This window comes from Acinetobacter sp. 1130196 (assembly GCF_000588095.1).
GTDB classification, from domain to species: Bacteria; Pseudomonadota; Gammaproteobacteria; order Pseudomonadales; family Moraxellaceae; genus Acinetobacter; species Acinetobacter nosocomialis.
Window position 1 is genome coordinate 1 of record NZ_JFWX01000055.1, and the last position, 21,538, is coordinate 21,538.

General features: G+C 41.3%; 5 protein-coding genes and 1 pseudogene. All 6 read left to right on the top strand.

The genetic code is table 11. The features are described 5' to 3' along the window. Positions 1–78: 78 nt before the first annotated feature. A protein-coding gene (locus J671_RS25480; protein WP_106105085.1) for an IS3 family transposase occupies positions 79–1,223 on the top strand; the annotation gives its coding sequence in 2 pieces (ribosomal slippage) (positions 79–343 and positions 343–1,223; 1,146 coding nt in all). Between the two features lie 62 nt (positions 1,224–1,285). Beyond that, positions 1,286–6,817, top strand: a pseudogene (gene ata, locus J671_RS22300) (trimeric autotransporter adhesin Ata); the annotation flags it as partial. Positions 6,818–6,877: 60 nt separating this feature from the next. After that, positions 6,878–7,657: a trimeric autotransporter adhesin/peptidogylcan-associated protein TpgA gene (gene tpgA / locus J671_RS22305; protein WP_006582062.1), complete on the top strand. Its 780-nt coding sequence runs from the start codon at positions 6,878–6,880 to the stop codon at positions 7,655–7,657. A gap of 555 nt (positions 7,658–8,212) precedes the next feature. Further along, positions 8,213–15,067, top strand: a complete 6,855-nt coding sequence (locus J671_RS22310; protein WP_031983505.1) for an ESPR-type extended signal peptide-containing protein — start codon at positions 8,213–8,215, stop codon at positions 15,065–15,067. Positions 15,068–15,122: 55 nt separating this feature from the next. Next, positions 15,123–15,908 carry a trimeric autotransporter adhesin/peptidogylcan-associated protein TpgA gene (gene tpgA / locus J671_RS22315; protein ID WP_004888186.1) on the top strand — a complete coding sequence of 262 codons (786 nt, stop codon included), beginning with the start codon at positions 15,123–15,125 and terminating at the stop codon, positions 15,906–15,908. Between the two features lie 567 nt (positions 15,909–16,475). After that, positions 16,476–21,538 (top strand): ESPR-type extended signal peptide-containing protein (locus J671_RS25490; protein WP_031983507.1); only part of this gene is annotated, 5,063 nt, incomplete at its 3' end.

The following is a 21,538-nucleotide window of genomic DNA, read 5'->3' on the forward strand; positions in this document are numbered from 1 at the left end:
GTAGAGGTGGATCAGGAAATTTGAACAACACTTATAAGTGATATTTTGCTCCCCAAATGATGTTATAAACATCAATATATGGAGTATTTTATGGCACATAGACCAAGAAGAAATCATTCAAATGATTTTAAAGCTAAGGTAGCACTTGCTGCGATTAAAGCAGAAAAAACACTTGCTGAATTGAGTGCTGAATTTGATGTTCATCAAAACCAAATTATCGACTGGAAAAATCAACTGATTTCAGCTTCCTCGCAAGCTTTCGATCAATCAAAAGCTCCAACAGAACCACCCATCGATCTAAAAAAACTACATGCAAAAATCGGTGAGCAGGCATTAGAAATTGATTTTTTAGAAGGTGTGTTGAAGAAACTGGGCCGCTTCAACCACAAAAGTTAATCGATGACTCACTTCAGATTTCAGTATCTAAGCAAGCTCAGCTGCTGAAAGTCTCCCGTGGTTGTTATTACTATCGCCCAAAACCTGTGAGTGCATCAGATCTGAAGCTGATGCGGTGTATGGATGAGTTACATATGCAATACCCTTTTGCAGGTAGCCGTATGATGCGTGATTTGTTGAATCGTCAAGGACATCATATAGGACGACGTCATACACGTACTTTAATGAAGAAAATGGGCATTAATGCGTTATATTGCAAACCAAATTTAAGCCAGGCTAATCAAGCTCACCGCAAATATCCATATCTGCTCAAAGGATTGGCTATTCAGCGCAGTAATCAAGTGTGGTCTACGGATATAACGTATATCCCTATGGCAAAAGGCTTTGTTTATTTATGTGCTGTGATTGATTGGCATAGCCGCAAGGTACTTGCGCATAGAGTATCGATTAGTATGGAGGTTACATTTTGCATAGAAACATTAAATGAAGCTATTGAAAAATATGGTCGACCTGAAATATTTAATACAGACCAAGGCAGTCAGTTTACCAGTGATGCATTTATTGATGTATTGAAATCAAATGGCATTCAAATCAGTATGGATGGTAAAGGTCGATGGGTAGATAATGTGATGGTTGAACGATTATGGCGGAGCGTTAAATATGAAGAGGTGTATCTCAAAGCTTATAGCAGTGTCACAGATGCGAAAAAGCAATTGAGTGCATATTTTGAGTTTTATAATCTGAAACGACCTCATTCGAGTCTAGACAAAATGACACCAAATGAGTTTTACTATGATCAGCTACCCCAACAAAACAAGGTGGCTTAACTAGAGCGGAATATCACTTATAAATACGCTTTTAGTTGTTCAAACATGTGGGACCACCTCTGGGTAAAGACTCGATTGCTTTTGGGGGGGGTGCAGTAGCAACGGAAGAAAATGCTTTAGCGATTGGTGCATTTTCAGAGTCTAAAGGTAAAAAATCTGTTGCAATTGGTACAGGCGCAAAAGCACAAAAAGATAATGCGGTTGTAATTGGAGACCAAGCTGAGGCTACTTTTGATGGTGGTGTAGCAATTGGTAAAGGTGCCCGTTCAGAAGCAGAAAATAGTATTGCATTAGGTAAAGATTCAAAAGCAGTCCAAGCTACTGGTGAAAGTTTCTTAACTAAACAATCCGCTCCAACTGGTGTTTTATCAATTGGCGATGTGGGAAGTGAGCGCCGTATTCAAAATGTAGCAGATGGTGCAGCAGATTCTGATGCTGCCACTATACGTCAGTTAAAAGCAGCTCGTACTCACTATGTCAGTATCAATGATAATGGCCAGCAAGGTGGTAATTTTGAAAATGATGGAGCAACTGGACGTAATGCAATTGCTGTTGGGGTGAATACTTCGGCTACTGCTCGTGAGGCAATGGCGATTGGTGCATATGCACAAGCAGCAGGTTCTGGCGCAATTTCAATGGGAAGTAGCAGTCAAACAATTGGTCGTGGTGACGTTGCTATTGGACGTAATGCATCGACTAAAGGGGCAGAAGGAACGCCATCTGGCTATAGTAATCAGTCTATTGCGATTGGTGATCAGACGAAAGCAATTGGTGATCAGTCGGTAGCGATTGGTGCCGACGTGATTGCAAAAGGAAATTCATCAGTTGCGATTGGTGGCGATGATGTTGATAAAATCGCACGTGATGCTGAATTAAGTAAAACCTATACTGAAATTACTGGTGGAGTACTTAAGGCTGGCAGTTATCCAACTACGGAAGCTAATCATGGTTCAACTGCTGTTGGTGTTCAAGCGGTGGGTACAGGAGCATTCTCTTCAGCTTTTGGTATGACCTCTAAAGCAACTGGTGATGCTTCATCTGCTTTCGGTGTGATGTCTAATGCTTCGGGTAAAGGTGCTGCTGCATTCGGTGCTGTTGCACAAGCAACAGGTGATGGCGCATCGGCTATGGGTATTAACTCCTTAGCATCGGGTACAAATTCAACAGCAATTGGCTCTGGTAATACCCCAGGAGAAGGAGCGAAAGCGACGGGGAACAGCGCTGCAGCAATTGGTAGTGGTGCACAAGCAACAGGCGATAATTCAGCTGCAATTGGTAAAGGAGCTGAGGCTACAAACGAAAATGCTGCTGCTGTAGGCGGTGGTGCTAAAGCCAAGGGTAAAAATGCTGCAGCCATTGGTGGCGGTGCTATTGCCGATCAAGAAAATGCAGTTGCAGTTGGTCAAAGTGCTCAGTCATCAGTAGAAGGTGGTGTTGCTTTAGGCGCACGCAGTAAAGTAGAAGCTAAAAATAGTGTTGCTTTGGGTCAAGATGCTGTTGCAACTGAAGCGACAGGAAGTTCTTTCCTGACCAATCGTGATGCTTCTAAATCTAATGGTGTTATTTCTGTTGGATCAGCTGGAAAAGAACGCCGTATTACCAATGTAGAAGATGGCTCAGCTGACTCAGACGCAGTAACAGTACGCCAGCTTAAAAACGTTGATGGTCGTGTCACTCAAAATACAAGCAATATTGGTAAGAATGCCCAAAATATTACAAACTTAAATCAGAAGTTAGATGGTACAAAAACTGATCTAGGTAACCAGATTACCGAGACCAACACCAAGTTAAATACGACTAAAGATCAGTTAACAACTCAGATTAATGATACCAAGACCGAGTTAAACAACACGATTGGAAATACGAAAACTGAGCTGAATAGCAAAATCGACAGTACCAAGAGCGAGCTTGAAAACAAAGGTCTAAACTTTGCTGGCAATAGCGGAGCAGATGTCCACCGTAAACTTGGTGAGAAGCTCAACATTGTAGGTGGAGCAGCTGCATTAACTCCGGCGGCCAAGACCAGCGGTGAGAACGTTATTACCCGTACTACCAAAGATGGCATTCAGATTGAACTGTTAAAAGACTCGAAGTTTGACAGTGTCACTACGGGTAACACGACTTTAAACACAAATGGTTTGACGATTAAAGAAGGTCCAAGCATTACTAAAGACGGCATTAATGCGGGTAGTAAGAAAATTACCAATGTAGCTGATGGCGTCAACGCTAAAGATGCGGTGAATGTTGATCAGCTCACCAAAGTCAAAGAGAACCTAAATGGCAAAATCACTGATACCAATAATCAGTTAAATGATGCGAAAAAAGATTTGGGTAATCAGATCGCTGATACCAACAAAAATCTGAATGATGCCAAGAAAGATCTAGGTAACCAGATTACCGATACCAACACCAAGTTAAATACGACTAAAGATCAGTTAACAACTCAGATTAACGATACCAAGACCGAGTTAAACAACACGATTGGAAATACGAAAACTGAGCTGAATAACAAAATCGACAGTACCAAGAGCGAGCTTGAAAACAAAGGCTTGAACTTTGCTGGCAATAGCGGAGCAGATGTCCACCGTAAACTTGGTGAGAAGCTCAACATTGTAGGTGGAGCAGCTGCATCAACTCCGGCAGCCAAGACCAGCGGTGAAAATGTCATTACCCGTACTACCAAGGATGGCATTCAGATTGAACTGTTAAAAGACTCGAAGTTTGACAGTGTCACTACCGGTAATACAACTTTAAATACGAATGGCTTAACCATTAAAGAAGGTCCAAGCATTACTAAAGAAGGTATTAATGCTGGCGGCAAACAAATTACCAATGTTGCCGATGGCGTAAATGCTAAAGATGCAGTGAATAAAGGTCAGTTAGATGATCTTGCTGCCAAGCAAAATGCAACTGATGATGCAGCAGTGAAATACGATGATGCCAAAACCAAAGATAAAGTTACCTTAAAAGGTAAAGACGGTACGGTTTTAGATAACGTGAAAGCAGGCAACATTTCATCGACTTCAAAAGAAGCGGTAAATGGTAGTCAGATCCATAATATTTCAAACAGTATTAAAAACAGTATTGGTGGAAATACAGTTGTAAACCCAGATGGTAGCCTGACGACCAATAATATTGGTGGAACAGGTAAAAACAACATCAATGACGCAATCAAGTCTGTAGATGACAAAGTCACAAACGGTATTAAAGATGTTGAAAACAAAGGCCTGAACTTTGCTGCCAACAGTGGAGCAGATGTCCACCGTAAACTTGGTGACAAGCTTAATATCGTAGGCGGTGCGGATGCTTCAACTCCAGCTTCAAAAACAACCGGTGAGAACGTTATTACCCGTACTACCCAAGATGGCATTCAGATTGAACTGTTAAAAGACTCGAAGTTTGACAGTGTGACTACTGGCAATACCACTTTGAACAACAATGGTTTGACGATTAAAGACGGTCCAAGCATTACTAAAGAAGGTATTAATGCGGGTGGTAAACAAATTACCAATGTTGCCGATGGCGTAAATGCTAAAGATGCGGTGAATAAAGGCCAGTTAGATGATCTTGCTGCCAAGCAAAATGCAACTGATGATGCTGCAGTAAAATACGATGATGCCAAAACCAAAGATAAAGTTACCTTAAAAGGTAAGGACGGTACGGTTTTAGATAACGTGAAAGCAGGCAACATTTCAGCGACTTCAAAAGAAGCGGTAAATGGTAGCCAGATTCATAATATTTCAAACAGTATTAAAAACAGCATTGGTGGCAATACAGTTGTAAACCCAGACGGCAGCCTGACGACCAATAACATTGGTGGAACAGGTAAAAACAATATTAATGATGCAATTAGTGAAGTAAAAAATACTGCGACTAAAGCAAAAACGACTGTAACTGAAGGCGATAACATTGTTGTAAAACAATCTGTTAATAAAGATGGTAGTACTAACTACGAGGTAGCGACCAAGAAAGATCTAACTTTAGATAGCGTTACTACAGGCGATAGCATACTTACTAATAATGGCTTAACCATTAAAGATGGTCCAAGCATGACTAAAGATGGCATTAATGCTGGCGGTAAGAAAATTACTGATGTCGCGAACGGTGTAATTGCACAAAACTCTAAAGATGCTGTAAATGGCGGTCAGGTTCATAACATCTCAACAAGTATTAAAAATAGTATTGGTGGAAATACAGTTGTAAACCCAGACGGTAGTCTGACCACTAGCAACATTGGTGGCACGGGTAAAAATAATATCAATGATGCAATCAAGTCTGTAGATGACAAAGTCACAAATGGTGTAAATGACTTGACCCAAAAAGGGCTGAATTTTGGTGCAAATGACCAGAAAGCAACTCAGGGTAAAGCTGTCCATCGTAAGCTTGGTGACACCATTAATATTGTGGGTGGGGCTAATCCAGAAACTGCTGAAGATAAAACCAGCGGTGAAAACATTATTACTCGTACTACACAAGATGGCATCAAAATCGAGATGCTAAAAGATGTGAAGTTCGACAGTGTAAATGTTGGTGGTCATGTCTTGAATCAGCAAGGTCTTATCATTAAAGGTGGTCCAAGTATTACAGTAAACGGCATTAATGCAGGTGGTAAACAAATTACCAATGTTGCAGATGGTGTTAATGCAAAAGATGCAGTGAACAAAGGCCAGTTAGATAAGCAAATTAATGAAGTTAAAGATCAAATTGGTAAAGATATTGGCAAACTTTCTGATCATGCGGTGCAGTATGACAAAGATAAAAATGGCAATGTCGACAAGAACTCAGTCACTTTAGGTGGTGGAGATAAAGGTACCAATCTGAAAAATGTAGCTGATGGTAAAGTTGCTGAAGGTTCTAAAGACGCCGTAAATGGCGGACAATTATGGAATGTTCAAAATCAAGTCGATAAGAACTCGAATGATATTAAGAACATTCAAAACAACATCGACAACATTTCTAATGGTAAAGCCGGTTTAGTTCAACAGCAAAAACCAAATGGTGAAATCACGGTCGGTAAAGACACAGGTGGTACTAGCGTAAATATGGCTGGGAAAGACGGGGATCGAGGTGTTCAAGGGGTCAAAGATGGCGAGATTAAAGCTGGTTCAAACCAAGCTGTAAATGGTGGTCAGATTCACAATATTTCAAACAGTATCAAAAACAGTATTGGTGGAAATACAACTGTTAATAGTGATGGTTCAATTACGACTAAAAACATTGGTGGAACGGGCAAAGACAATATTAACGATGCCATTGGTACCTTAAATCAGTCGAACCAAGAATTGGGTAATAAAATTACCAATCTGGGTGATCAGTTACAACAAGTGTTCTATGACACCAATAAACGTATTGATGATGTTGAGAAGAAAGCCAATGCGGGTATTGCTGCTGCGATGGCCTTGGAAAATGCACCATTTGTAGCAGGTAAATATACCTATGCTGTAGGCGCTGCATATCATGGTGGTGAGAACGCAGTCGGTGTGACCTTACGTAAAACATCTGACAATGGTCGTTGGTCAATCACCGGTGGTGTGGCAGCAGCATCCCAAGGTGAGCCAAGCGTTCGTATTGGTATTAGTGGTGTTATTAACTAAGAAACTGGTTAGGAGAGTAGCAATGCTCTCCTTGCTCGACAGATTAAAGAGATTATAGAAATGAATAAAACAATCCAAAGCTTGGTCGTAGCAGCTTTTGCTGGTTTCGCGGTAACAACTTATGCAAATGAACCAGCTCAGCCACAGGAAATTCATTTTCCAGTGATTGAAAAAAGTTATTTGAAACAAGTAAAACGCTATGAATACCAAGATGTTGCTCGTTTAGACCAAGGGCTGAATAAAGACCAAATTCGAGCTTTACTGGGAAACCCACAGTTTAGTGAAGGACTTTTTGCAGTAAAAGTTTGGAATTATGTATTAGATGTCCGTGTTCCTAATACAAACCAGTATCAACGTTGCCAGTTACGTGTTGATTTTAATAAGCAATACTTAGCAGACCGCTTATCTTGGAAAGGTGAAGCATGTGAAGGTTTAGTTGCTTGGGGTGAAAATAATCAGGCATCAGCACATAGCACTGTAATTGCAGATCGTACAGCAAGCGTATTATTCGCTTTTGATCGATTTGATGTTAATGCTATTGAAGAGGGTGCTGATAGCATTATCAAAATTGCTGAGCAGATTAAGAAAAGCCAAACAACAAATCCTATTATTGTTTCAGGCTTTACAGATCGGTTAGGCAAATTTAGTTACAATCAGCAATTGTCATCACAACGTGCTAATACGGTTGCTAAATTATTGGTACAACAAGGTATTGAAGCAAGCCGAATACAAATACAGGCAAATAGCCAGACCGATTTATACAAGCAATGTAGCGGTAACAATAGTTCACAACTTATTCAATGTTTAGCACCAAATAGACGTGTTAATATAAGTTGGTAAAACGGTCTGTCACGGCAAAGTAATCATCCATAGGGTGGTTACTTTTTCGTTTTTAAGAGGCTAAAAAACCAAAAAAGGATATACTTAAATTTTTATATAAAAATCATCTTTCAAAATTATAAAAGTGTGGTGAGGTTAGTAAGTCATTTAATTTTTGAATCTACCCTTCATGTTTCAAAGAATATCTTTACCAATGAGTTATTAAAAAAATTATTTATCGAAATAATTAAAATTTTTTTAATGAAGTAAAACGATAGTTTTTAAATATAAATTTAAACTCAATATTTTATTTTTATTATCTTTCTAGCCTAAAAAACACAGAACTTAATTGCAAAGTTAAATTTGTAGTAAAAAATCATAATATATTTTTTGTATTTATTTGATTATATATTGTTCTTTTTTCTTGTTTTTCATCGCATTACAGTAAATTTCTGTGATTTACCTCTCATTTTTTCTTTGATATATTTCGCGAAATTTTTCATACCTTTAGTTTTTTGAAACTTTGTGTAGCTTTAGGTAAGTATTGTCTGTTTTTTGTAAAATGCGAGTAAGTATATGAATAAGATATACAAAGTAATTTGGAATGCTTCATTAGGAATTTGGGTTGCTGTTTCAGAAATTGCAAAGGGTCATTCAAAAACTCGTAGTCAAAGAACAAATAATGCTTTGATGCCTTCTACTGAAGCCACCGATTTTCTACAGTCCTCAACTTCAATTAATTTTAAAATTAAACCACTTACTTGGGGCATATTAACTGTACTCGTTCCGTCTATTACTTTTGCTGAAGTTGGAGTTTCTGGCGGTGCTCTTGGTCCTAATGGAGCTACTAATTCTACAGCAATTTCAGCATGTACTGGGACAACATCTGGATCGACCACTGGTCAAGCTTATGTGGGGGGAGACCGATCATTAGCGCTAGGTTGCGGTGCTGTAACAGACTCAGATAGAGATATTGCAATTGGAAGCCAAGCATCTACTGCAAATCCAGCAAATGCCATCGGAAATTATAATGAATCGATTGCTATTGGTGCTGAATCCAGAGCAAGCGGATCTCAGGCTCTTGCAATAGGTGGTCAGGCGACAGCAACAGGTAATTCATCTGTAGCGATCGGTGCTGACGATATGGATAAAGTTGCTAGTACAAACCCGCCAGCTTATAACTACACACCAACTGCCGGAGATAACGCTCTATATAATAATACTGCTACAGCGGCTGCATATAAAAATTTGACAGGCGATTACTTGGTTGATTTTGAAAAAACAAATGGCGGTGCATCTGGGATAGGAAATCGTTATACCAGAGTACAAACAGGTGAAGCTGCAGTTGCAGTAGGCCCTAAGGCTACAGCTACTGATTTGGGTACAGCTTTAGGGGCAGTAGCGACGGCTGGGGCACCAATTTCAGTTGCTTTAGGTGTAAAAGCAGAAGCACAAGGGCAAGGCAGTTTATCGATTGGTTCACTGGCTTATACCAAAAATACAGGTGATGTTGCTGTAGGTGTTAACTCCGCTGCTACAGGAGGTGATTCCATTGCAATTGGTGCTGGAAGTGACTTAAAAGGCACAGCCTATGTTCAATCAGGTGCGTCAGCGAGTAAAAAGGGTGCTAGTGCATCTGGAGCAAACTCGATATCAATAGGTACTAACACTGCTGCGACTGGCACAAATGCGGTAGTTGTAGGTACGCAATCAACAGCATCAAATCTGGCTGTAGCGGTTGGTTCAGTTGCCACAGCTGGCGACCAAAGTGTTTCTATTGGTTCAAATAGTGCGGCTTCCTCTCAAACATCTGTAGCAATTGGTGTAAGAGCACAAACCTTACAAACTAACTCTGTTGCTCTAGGTATTGATTCAGTGGCTGATCGAGCTTCGGGGTCACTCGGATATGACCCTTTAACTGAAACGAGCACGACAAATACGAATAGTACTTGGAAGGCGACAGATGCTGCTGTTTCAGTTGGAAATGGAACTACACGAACTCGTCAGATTACTAGCGTTGCGGCTGGAACGAATGATACAGATGCAGCCAATGTCGCACAGTTAAAGAAAGCAACTTCTAAAGTTTTAGCCGGAACAGGTACGACAGTTGCTCAGGGAACTGATAGTAACGGTATAACGACTTATACTGTAAATGCGAATACATTTACGGTACGTCAAGGAACAACAAATAAAGCAACTATTGGTGATAGTACTACTGATAAAGTCAGCTTTATCAATGGTAAAAATACTATTGCTAAAGTAGCGGACGAATTAAATAGCAATACTGATGTTACTTTTGATTTAGCAGATGATATTTCATTAAATAGTGTAACAACTGGTAATACGACCCTGAATAGTTCAGGGGTTACAGTTAATGGCGGAGCTAATGGTCCAGTAAAATTAACGAATACTGGGCTAGACAATGGCGGAAATAAAATTACCAATGTTGCAGCTGGAACTATTTCAGCGAGTTCTACAGATGCAGTGAATGGTAGCCAGTTAAATACGACTAATCAGAATGTAACGACTGCTCAGAATACCGCAAACACAGCGGTGACCAATGCTGCTGCTGCACAAGCAACGGCAGACAAAGGTCTGAACTTTAGTGTAAATGGTGGTACAGCAGACAACGTGAAGCTGGGTGAAACGGTTAACTTTGCCAATGGCACCAACACCACAGCAGTGTATGACCCTGCCACCAATACCTACAAATACAATCTGAATGACAACATTGCATTAACCAATGCCGGTAGCCTAACAGTTGGGAATAGCAAGGTTGATAACAGTGGATTAACCATTACCGGTGGTCCAAGTGTAACGACTGCAGGCATTAATGCGGGTAACCAGAAAATTACCAATGTTGCAGCTGGAACTATTTCAGCAAGTTCTACAGATGCAGTGAATGGTAGCCAGTTAAATATCACGAATCAGAATGTAACCACTGCTCAGAACACCGCAAACACAGCAGTAACGAATGCGGCAGCAGCACAAGCTACAGCAGACAAAGGTCTGAACTTTAGTGTCAATGGTGGCACGGCTGACAACGTAAAGCTGGGTGAAACAGTTAACTTTGCCAATGGCACCAACACCACAGCAGTGTATGACCCTGCCACCAATACCTACAAATACAATGTGAATGACAACATTGCATTAACCAATGCCGGTAGCCTAACAGTTGGGAATAGCAAGATTGATAACAGTGGATTAACCATTCCCGGTGGTCCCCGTGTAACGACTGCAGGGATTAATGCGGGCAACCAGAAAATTACCAATGTTGCAGCTGGAACAGTTTCTTCTACCTCTACAGATGCAGTGAATGGTAGCCAGTTAAATACGACTAATCAGAATGTAACGACTGCTCAGAATACCGCAAACACGGCAGTTACCAATGCAGCAGCAGCACAAGCTACAGCAGACAAAGGTCTGAACTTTAGTGTCAATGGTGGCACGGCTGACAACGTGAAGCTGGGTGAAACAGTTAACTTTGCCAATGGCACCAACACCACAGCAGTGTATGACCCGACAACCAATACCTATAAATATAATGTAAATGACAACATTGCATTAACCAATGCCGGTAGCCTAACAGTAGGCAACAGCAAAGTTGATAACAGTGGATTAACCATTACAGGTGGTCCAAGTGTAACGACTGCAGGTATTAATGCGGGTAACCAGAAGATTACCAATGTAGCAGCAGGAACTATTTCTGCGAGTTCTACAGATGCAGTGAATGGTAGCCAGTTAAATACCACGAACCAGAATGTAACCACTGCCCAAAACACTGCAAACACGGCAGTGACCAATGCTGCTGCAGCCCAAGCGACGGCAGACAAAGGTCTGAACTTTAGTGTCAATGGTGGTACGGCAGACAATGTGAAGTTAGGTGAAACAGTTAACTTTGCAGATGGCATCAACACCACAGCAGTATATGACCCTGCAACCAATACCTATAAATACAATGTGAATGACAACATTGCATTAACCAATGCAGGTAGCTTAACGGTAGGTAACATCAAGGTTGATAATAATGGCTTAACCATTACTGGTGGCCCAAGTGTAACGACTGCAGGTATTAATGCTGGCAACCAGAAAATTACCAATGTAGCTGCTGGAACCAATGCAACTGATGCTGTTAATGTAAGTCAACTTGGGGCAATAACTACAGCAGCGAATACCAAGACAGATGCTTTAGGTATAAGTACGGCAGGCAATCTGGGTGGAGGAGCAGTCTATAATCCGGTTACAGGTGCAGTCAGTTCACCGATCTATAGCGTGAATGGCACCAACGTGAACAACGTTGGTGATGCGATCACTGCACTGGACAAAGGCTGGACACTACAAAGCAATGGTGCCAATGCAGGTGCAGTGAAAGCTGGTGATACAGTTGACATTGGTACGGTTGCAGGCGAAAGCAACCTGAAAGTAACTAAGACTGGTAACAAGATCCAGTATGGACTGAACCGTGATCTAAATATTGATAGTGTAATGGCAGGCGACAGCAAGCTAGACACCACTGGTTTAACAATTACCGGTGGCCCAAGTGTAACGACTGCAGGTATTAATGCGGGTAACCAAAAGATTACTAATGTAGCAGCTGGAACAATTTCTGCGACCTCTACAGATGCAGTGAATGGTAGCCAGTTAAATACGACTAATCAGAATGTAACCACTGCCCAAAACACTGCAAACACAGCGGTGATCAATGCTGCAGCAGCCCAAGCAACGGCAGACAAAGGCCTGAACTTTAGTGTCAATGGTGGGACGGCAGACAATGTGATGTTAGGTGAAACGGTTAACTTTGCTAATGGCACCAACACCACAGCAGTCTATGACCCTGTCACCAATACCTACAAATACAATGTAAATGACAGCATTGCATTAACCAATGCGGGTAGCTTAACGGTTGGGAATAGCAAGGTTGATAACAGTGGTCTATCCATTGCTGGTGGTCCAAGTGTAACGACTGTAGGTATTAATGCGGGTAACCAGAAGGTTACTAACGTTGCGGCAGGGACGATTTCATCTACATCAACAGATGCAGTGAATGGTAGTCAGTTAAATACCACGAACCAGAATGTAACCAATGCTCAAAATACTGCAAACACGGCAGTGACGAATGCAGCTGCAGCACAAGCGACGGCAGACAAAGGCCTGAACTTTAGTGTGAATGGTGGTACAGCAGACAACGTGAAGCTGGGTGAAACGGTTAATTTTGCAGATGGCACTAACACCACAGCAGTGTATGACCCTGCGACCAATACCTATAAATACAATGTAAATGACAACATTGCATTAACCAATGCGGGTAGTTTAACGGTCGGTAACACCAAGGTTGATAACAGTGGATTAACCATTGCCGGCGGCCCAAGTGTAACGACTGCAGGTATTAATGCGGGTAACCAGAAAATTACCAATGTAGCAGCAGGAACCAATGCAACTGATGCTGTTAATGTAAGTCAACTTGGGGCAATAACTACAGCAGCGAATACTAGAACAGATGCTTTAGGTACAAGTACGGCAGGCAATCTGGGTGGAGGAGCAGTTTATAATCCGGTTACAGGTGCAGTCAGTTCACCGATCTATAGCGTGAATGGCAACAACGTGAACAACGTTGGTGACGCGATCACAGCACTGGATAAAGGCTGGACACTACAAAGCAATGGTGCCAATGCAGGTGCAGTGAAAGCTGGTGATACAGTTGACATTGGTACGGTTGCAGGTGAAAGCAACCTAAAAGTAACCAAGACTGGTAACAAGATTCAGTATGGCTTAAACCGTGATCTAAATGTTGACAGTGTAACAGCAGGTAATAGCAAGCTAGACACCACTGGTTTAACCATTGCTGGTGGCCCAAGCGTGACCAAGTCTGGCATTGATGCAGCTAGTCAGAAGATTACTAACGTAGCAGCAGGTACTGTTTCTGCTACATCAACAGATGCAGTGAATGGTAGTCAGTTACATACTCTCGATAGTCGTGTGACTAAGAATGGTGATTCTATAGCCAATATTTTTGGTGGTGATGCTAAAGCTAATCCAGATGGTTCGATTTCTAACCCGACTTATAATGTTGCAGGTACAAGTGCAAACAATGTTGGTGACGCTTTAACAGCCTTGGATAAAGCAGTTACTGATGCAGGTACAGCAGCGAATGCAGGCTGGACAGTTTCAGCCAATGGTGATGCAGCGACTGCTAAAAACATCAAACCAAATGGTAAAGTGAACTTTACTGGTGATGATAACTTAACTGTTGCTCAGACTAATGAGACAGATAATGAAGGTAATATTAAAGTTGCACTAAACAAAAACTTAAAAGTTGATAGTGTCACGACTGGTACTACAGTTATCGATACGACTGGCGTAAAAGTTGGCGATAACGTTCAGTTAGGATCAACAGGCTTAATCATTGCTGGCGGTCCGAGTATCACTACTTCTGGAATTAGTGCTGGTAATAAAACGATAAGTAATGTTGCGGCAGGGGTTTCTTCTACAGATGCGGTAAACAAAGGACAACTAGATAGCGCAATCACGAACATTAATAACAATGTTGGTGCTTTGGCTAATAGTGCAGTTCAGTATGACAAAAATGCAGATGGCACTGTGAATAAAGATTCAGTGACATTCGCTGGTGGGGCAAATGGTACTGCACTTAAGAATGTAGCGGATGGTACTGTAGCAGCAGGTTCTAAAGATGCAGTGAATGGAGGTCAGTTATGGACTGTTCAACAACAGGTCGACAAAAATACGGGCGATATCTCGAACCTTCAGACTGACATCAGCAATATTAACAATGGTAAATCAGGTTTAGTTCAGCAAGCTAATAAAGATGCTGCGATTACTGTTGGTAAAGATACTGGCGGCACTCAAGTGAATGTTGCAGGAACAGCAGGTGACCGTACGGTAACTGGTGTTAAAGCGGGAGCCGTTACGACGACTTCAAAAGATGCAGTAAATGGTTCTCAACTTAATACCACAAATCAGGCACTTGTAAACTACTTAGGTGGTGGAGCAGGTTATGACAATATTACCCAAAGCTTCTCAAATCCGACATATAACGTAGGTGATAAATCTTACAACAATGTTGGTGATACGATAGGTGCATTGAATCAGGCTGATCAAACATTAAATACCAAAATTGACAGTGTAACCAATAAGCTTGAGCAAGCATTCTATTCGACAAACCAACGTATCGACAAATTAGAAGAAAAAATGTCTGCGGGTATTGCTGCAAATGCGGCACTTGAAAATGCGCCATTTATTCCAGGAAAATTAACGATGGCGGTTGGTGCTGCTTATTACAATGAGCAAAATGCTGTAGGTGTGACCTTACGTAAAACTGCTGATAATGGACGTTGGTCACTTACAACAGGTGCATCGCTTGGAAGTCAGGGTAGCCCATTAGTTCGTGTTGGCGTAAGTACAGTAATTGACTGATTGCCTAGCTAAGGAGAGTTTATCTCTCCTTTAAAATAATATTGTGAGTATGAAAATGAAGCAAAATATTCAAATTTTGGTAATGGGCATCTTGGTAAGTTTAAGTATTACTGGATTTACGGATACTGAAGTAGCAATTCAAAGAAATGAAGTAAAATTCCCAGCAATTGAAAAGAGTTATCTTAAACAAATAAAACGTTATGAGTATGATGACGTTGCACGTTTGGATAAAGGATTAGATAAAGATCAAATTCGAGCTTTACTAGGCAATCCACAATTTAGTGAAGGACTATTTGGAGTAAAAGTCTGGAACTATGTATTAGATATACGTATACCAAATAGTAATCAATATCAACGCTGTCAGTTACGCATTGATTTTAATAAAAAATATTTGGCAGAAAATTTATTTTGGAAAGGTGAGGCATGCGAAGGTTTGGCTACTTGGGGAGGGTATAATCAGTCGCCAGAGCATACTAATTTAATTTTTGAGCGGGCAGCAAGTGTGTTATTCACCTTTGATAGATTTGATAATAATGCTATTGAACAAGGTGTTCATAGTGTGCAGGAAATTGCTGAACAGATCAAAAAAAGCCAGACAACAACACCAGTTATTGTTTCAGGTTTTACCGATCGATTGGGTAAATTTAGCTATAATCAAGAATTGTCTTCACAGCGTGCTAATACAGTTGCCAAGTTATTGGTTCAACAAGGTATTGATCCTACACGTATACAGATACAGGCGAATAGCCAAACTGATCTATACAAGCAATGTTCAGGAAAAAATAATTCACAGCTTATTGAATGTTTAGCGCCAAATAGACGTGTCAATATAAGTTGGTAAATGATCTACCACATAAAAGTAATCCTATTAAAAAGGATTACTTTTATAGATTATAAAAAAATAAGAAAAATTATAATTAATATTTTTATCTATTTGAATTTTTAACTATTTTTATTTGAATTTTCTTATTTACAACTCTGCCAATATTTATATGAAAGATATTAATGCATTGAAAATATTAGAATTTGATCATAAAAAATTGTCTAAATATATCTTATACCTACGTAAAAGTAGAATAAAAATATAAATATCAATAGCTTAAATTTTTTATGAAATAATTAATGAATTTAAATGACAAAAAACACCTTAATCGTAAAAAAATGTAACAAAAGCGTTTTTAATTTTTAACGTTAAGAAAAATTAAAAAATTGATTAAATTACTATTTTTTTCTAAGTATAAAAAAAGTTAACAAAATTTGGCAATTGTTGTGACTTTGTTTGATTTTGATATTTTAAAATGTGATTTACTTCTCAAAATAAAAAAGATATTTTCACAAAAAATAAGCAATTTAACTATTTTGATTGCAAAACTTTACAAATGTAAGCGTCAAGTTTACGGGTGGGATTATGAATAAGATATACAAAGTTGTATGGAATGCTTCTATTGGTACATGGACTGTTGTATCAGAATTGGCTAAAAGTAAAACGAGAACTGGTTCTGTTTCATCATCTTCTGAAATAACTAGTTCACAAAATGAGATCATTTCTAGAGAAAAGAAATTTAGACCTAAGGCCCTTGTATTATCTATCATCTCCTGTTTAGCCGCTTCACATGTGTGGGCTGACTACACAAATTTGTATGGTTCAATTATTGATACAAGCCCAACCATCAGTAATGGTATTGCCATAGGTGCAAACACCGGTACTCCGGCTACTGCAAATGATTCTAACGGATTAGCCGTTGGTTCAAGAGCAAATGCCAGCGCAGCAGATTCAACTGCATTAGGAAATTATGTAAATGCGACAGGGGTAAACTCAACAGTAGTTGGGGGACAAGCAAGTGCTGCTGGCGCGCAATCAATTGCACTTCAAAATAACAGTGATGCAGATCTTGTTGCAGAAGGCTTGGCAACGGGATCATCTTTTACAGCAGTTGATAGTGCTTCTAGTTACAGTGTCGCAATTGGTGCGATGAGCCAAGTTGTTGGTTCAACAGCAGCAATGGCGATAGGAAAAAATGCTCAAGTTAACAGTGGGGCAAATAATGCTACTGCAATTGGTAATACAGCGACGGTAGATACAAACGCCGTTGATGGTGTTGCTATAGGTACTAATAGCTTAACCTCAGCAGCAAATAGTGTATCCCTTGGGCCTAGATCAACCGCAAGTGTAACGAATTCAGTGGCTTTAGGCGCGGGTTCTACAACTACGGTACAAAGTGGTAATTCATATATAACAAATGTTGCAGCATCTACAACCAATGGTGTTGTTTCGGTGGGCTCAGCAACAAATACTCGACGTATTCAAAACGTAGCCGATGGTGCTGCCGATTCAGATGCGGTTACGGTTGCTCAGTTAAAGGATGTAAATAATCGTGCTGTAGGCAATACGACCGCATTGGGTGGTGGTGCAGCATATAATCCTGCAACAGATGTATATACGGCCCCAAGTTATACGATCACTAAAACAGATGGAACAACTTATACTCCTGTTAATACAGTGTCAGGGGCCTTAACTAATCTAAATAATGAAGTTGTAAAACCTATTACTTTCGCTGGTAATACAGGAAGTTCAGCAAATAATTTAGGTACAACACTTAATATCACTGGAGCAGGCTCAACTGCTGGAACCTATTCTGGAAATAACTTAAAAACGGCTGTGACTGGTAACACAGTTAATATTCAGATGGCGGATGCGCCTGTTTTTTCTGGTACTGTCACAGCGGGTAACTTAACGACTGGCGGCTCATTAAATGTTACTGGCGCAAGTAACCTAAATGGCGGCGCTAACCTTAATAATCAAAAAATTACCAATTTAGCAGCCGGTACGATTTCTTCTACCTCTACAGATGCAGTGAATGGTAGCCAGTTAAATACGACTAATCAGAATGTAACGACTGCTCAGAATACCGCAAATACAGCAGTAACGAATGCGGCAGCAGCTCAAAATACTGCAAACACGGCAGTCACCAATGCAGCAGCAGCACAAGCAACGGCAGACAAAGGTCTGAACTTTAGTGTCAATGGTGGCACAGCTGACAACGTAAAGTTAGGTGAAACAGTTAACTTTGCCAATGGCACCAACACCACAGCAGTATATGACCCGACAACCAATACCTACAAATACAATGTGAATGACAACATTGCATTAACCAATGCGGGTAGCCTAACGGTTGGGAATAGCAAGGTTGATAACAGTGGCTTAACTATTACTGGTGGCCCAAGTGTAACGACTGCAGGTATTAATGCGGGTAACCAAAAGATTACCAATGTTGCAGCTGGAACAGTTTCTTCTACTTCTACAGATGCAGTGAATGGTAGCCAGTTAAATACGACTAATCAGAATGTAACCACTGCTCAGAACACCGCAAACACAGCAGTAACGAATGCGGCAGCAGCCCAAAATACTGCAAACACGGCAGTTACCAATGCAGCAGCAGCACAAGCAACGGCAGACAAAGGTCTGAACTTTAGTGTCAATGGTGGCACGGCTGACAATGTGAAGTTAGGTGAAACAGTTAACTTTGCCAATGGCACCAACACCACAGCAGTGTATGACCCAGCAACCAATACCTATAAATACAATGTGAATGACAACATTGCATTAACCAATGCGGGTAGCTTAACGGTTGGCAATAGTAAGGTAGATAACAATGGATTAACCATTACTGGTGGTCCAAGTGTAACCACAGCCGGTATTAATGCGGCTAACCAGAAGATTACCAATGTTGCCGCAGGAACTATTTCTGCGAGTTCTACAGACGCAGTGAATGGTAGTCAGTTAAATACCACGAACCAGAATGTAACCACTGCTCAAAATACTGCTAATACAGCGGTAACGAATGCGGCAGCAGCACAAAATACTGCTAATACAGCGGTAACGAATGCGGCAGCAGCACAAAATACTGCTAATACAGCGGTAACGAATGCAGCAGCAGCTCAAAATACGGCAAACACGGCAGTCACCAATGCAGCTGCTGCCCAGGCGACAGCAGACAAAGGCCTGAACTTTAGTGTCAATGGTGGCACAGCAGACAATGTGAAGTTAGGTGAAACGGTTAACTTTGCAGATGGCACCAACACCACTGCCGTGTATGACCCTGCCACCAATACCTACAAATACAATGTGAATGACAACATTGCATTAACCAATGCGGGTAGCCTAACAGTTGGGAATACCAAGGTTGATAACAGTGGATTAACCATTACAGGTGGTCCAAGTGTAACGACTGCAGGGATTAATGCGGGTAACCAGAAGATTACCAATGTAGCAGTAGGAACTATTTCTGCGACCTCTACAGATGCAGTGAATGGTAGCCAGTTAAATACGACTAATCAAAACGTAACCACTGCTCAGAACACCGCAAACACAGCAGTAACGAATGCGGCAACAGCCCAAAATACTGCAAACACGGCAGTTACCAATGCAGCAGCTGCACAAGCAACGGCAGACAAAGGCCTGAACTTTAGTGTCAATGGTGGCACGGCTGACAATGTGAAGTTGGGTGAAACGGTTAACTTTGCAGATGGCACCAACACCACAGCAGTGTATGACCCTGCCACCAATACCTATAAATACAATGTAAATGACAACATTGCATTAACCAATGCGGGTAGCTTAACAGTTGGGAATAGCAAGGTTGATAACAGTGGTTTAACCATTACCGGCGGTCCAAGTGTAACGACTGCAGGGATTAATGCGGGTAACCAGAAGATTACCAATGTTGCAGCTGGAACTATTTCTGCGACCTCTACAGATGCAGTGAATGGTAGCCAGTTAAATACCACGAACCAGAACGTAACCACTGCTCAGAACACCGCAAACACAGCAGTAACGAATGCGGCAGCAGCACAAGCGACGGCAGATAAAGGCCTGAACTTTAGTGTCAATGGTGGTACAGCAGACAATGTGAAGTTGGGTGAAACGGTTAACTTTGCAGATGGCACCAACACCACTGCCGTGTATGACCCTGCCACCAATACCTACAAATACAATGTGAATGACAACATTGCATTAACCAATGCCGGTAGCCTAACAGTTGGGAATAGCAAGGTTGATAACAGTGGATTAACCATTACAGGTGGTCCAAGTGTAACGACTGCAGGGATTAATGCGGGCAACCAAAAGATTACCAATGTTGCAGCTGGAACTATTTCAGCGAGTTCTACAGATGCAGTAAATGGTAGCCAGTTAAATACGACTAATCAGAATGTAACCACTGCTCAGAACACCGCAAACACAGCAGTAACGAATGCGGCAACAGCCCAAAATACTGCAAACACGGCAGTTACCAATGCAGCAGCTGCACAAGCAACGGCAGACAAAGGCCTGAACTTTAGTGTCAATGGTGGCACGGCTGACAATGTGAAGTTGGGTGAAACGGTTAACTTTGCAGATGGCACCAACACTACAGCAGTGTATGACCCTGCCACCAATACCTATAAATACAATGTAAATGACAACATTGCATTAACCAATGCGGGTAGCTTAACAGTTGGGAATACCAAGGTTGATAACAGTGGTTTAACCATTACCGGCGGTCCAAGTGTAACGACTGCAGGTATTAATGCGGGTAACCAGAAGATTACTAACGTTGCAGCTGGAACCAATGCGACTGATGCTGTCAATGTTAGTCAGCTTGATGCGTTAAGCACCTCAAGCAATAACAAGACTGATGCCTTGGGCAACAGCACCGCCAACAATCTGGGCGGTGGGTCAAGCTATGACAGTACAACAGGTGCGGTAAGCTCACCGACCTATACCGTAAATGGCAACAATGTGAATAACGTGGGCGATGCGATCACAGCACTGGATAAAGGCTGGACCTTACAAAGCAATGGTGCCAATGCCGCTGCAGTAAAAGCTGGAGATACGGTTGATATTGGTACGGTTGCAGGTGAAAGCAACCTGAAAGTGACCAAGACCGGTAATACGATCCAGTATGGCTTAAACCGTGATCTGAATATTGACAGTGTAACGGCAGGTGACAGCAAGCTGGATAGCAATGGTTTAAGCATTGTAGGTGGCCCAAGTGTCACTAAGACTGGTATTGATGCTGCAGGCAACACGATCACTAATGTAGCAGCAGGTACCAATGCTACCGATGCAGTAAACAAAGGCCAGCTTGATGCATTAAGCATCTCAAGCAACAACAAGACCGATGCTTTGGGTAACAGCACGGCCAACAATCTGGGTGGTGGGGCAAGCTATGACAGTACAACAGGTGCGGTAAGCTCACCGACCTATACCGTAAATGGCAACAATGTGAATAACGTGGGCGATGCGATCACTGCATTAGACAAAGGCTGGACACTACAAAGCAATGGTACCAATGCGGCTGCAGTAAAAGCTGGAGATACGGTTGATATTGGTACGGTTGCAGGTGAAAGCAACCTGAAAGTGAGCAAGACCGGCAATACGATTCAGTATGGCTTAAATCGTGATCTGAATATTGATAGTGTAACGGCAGG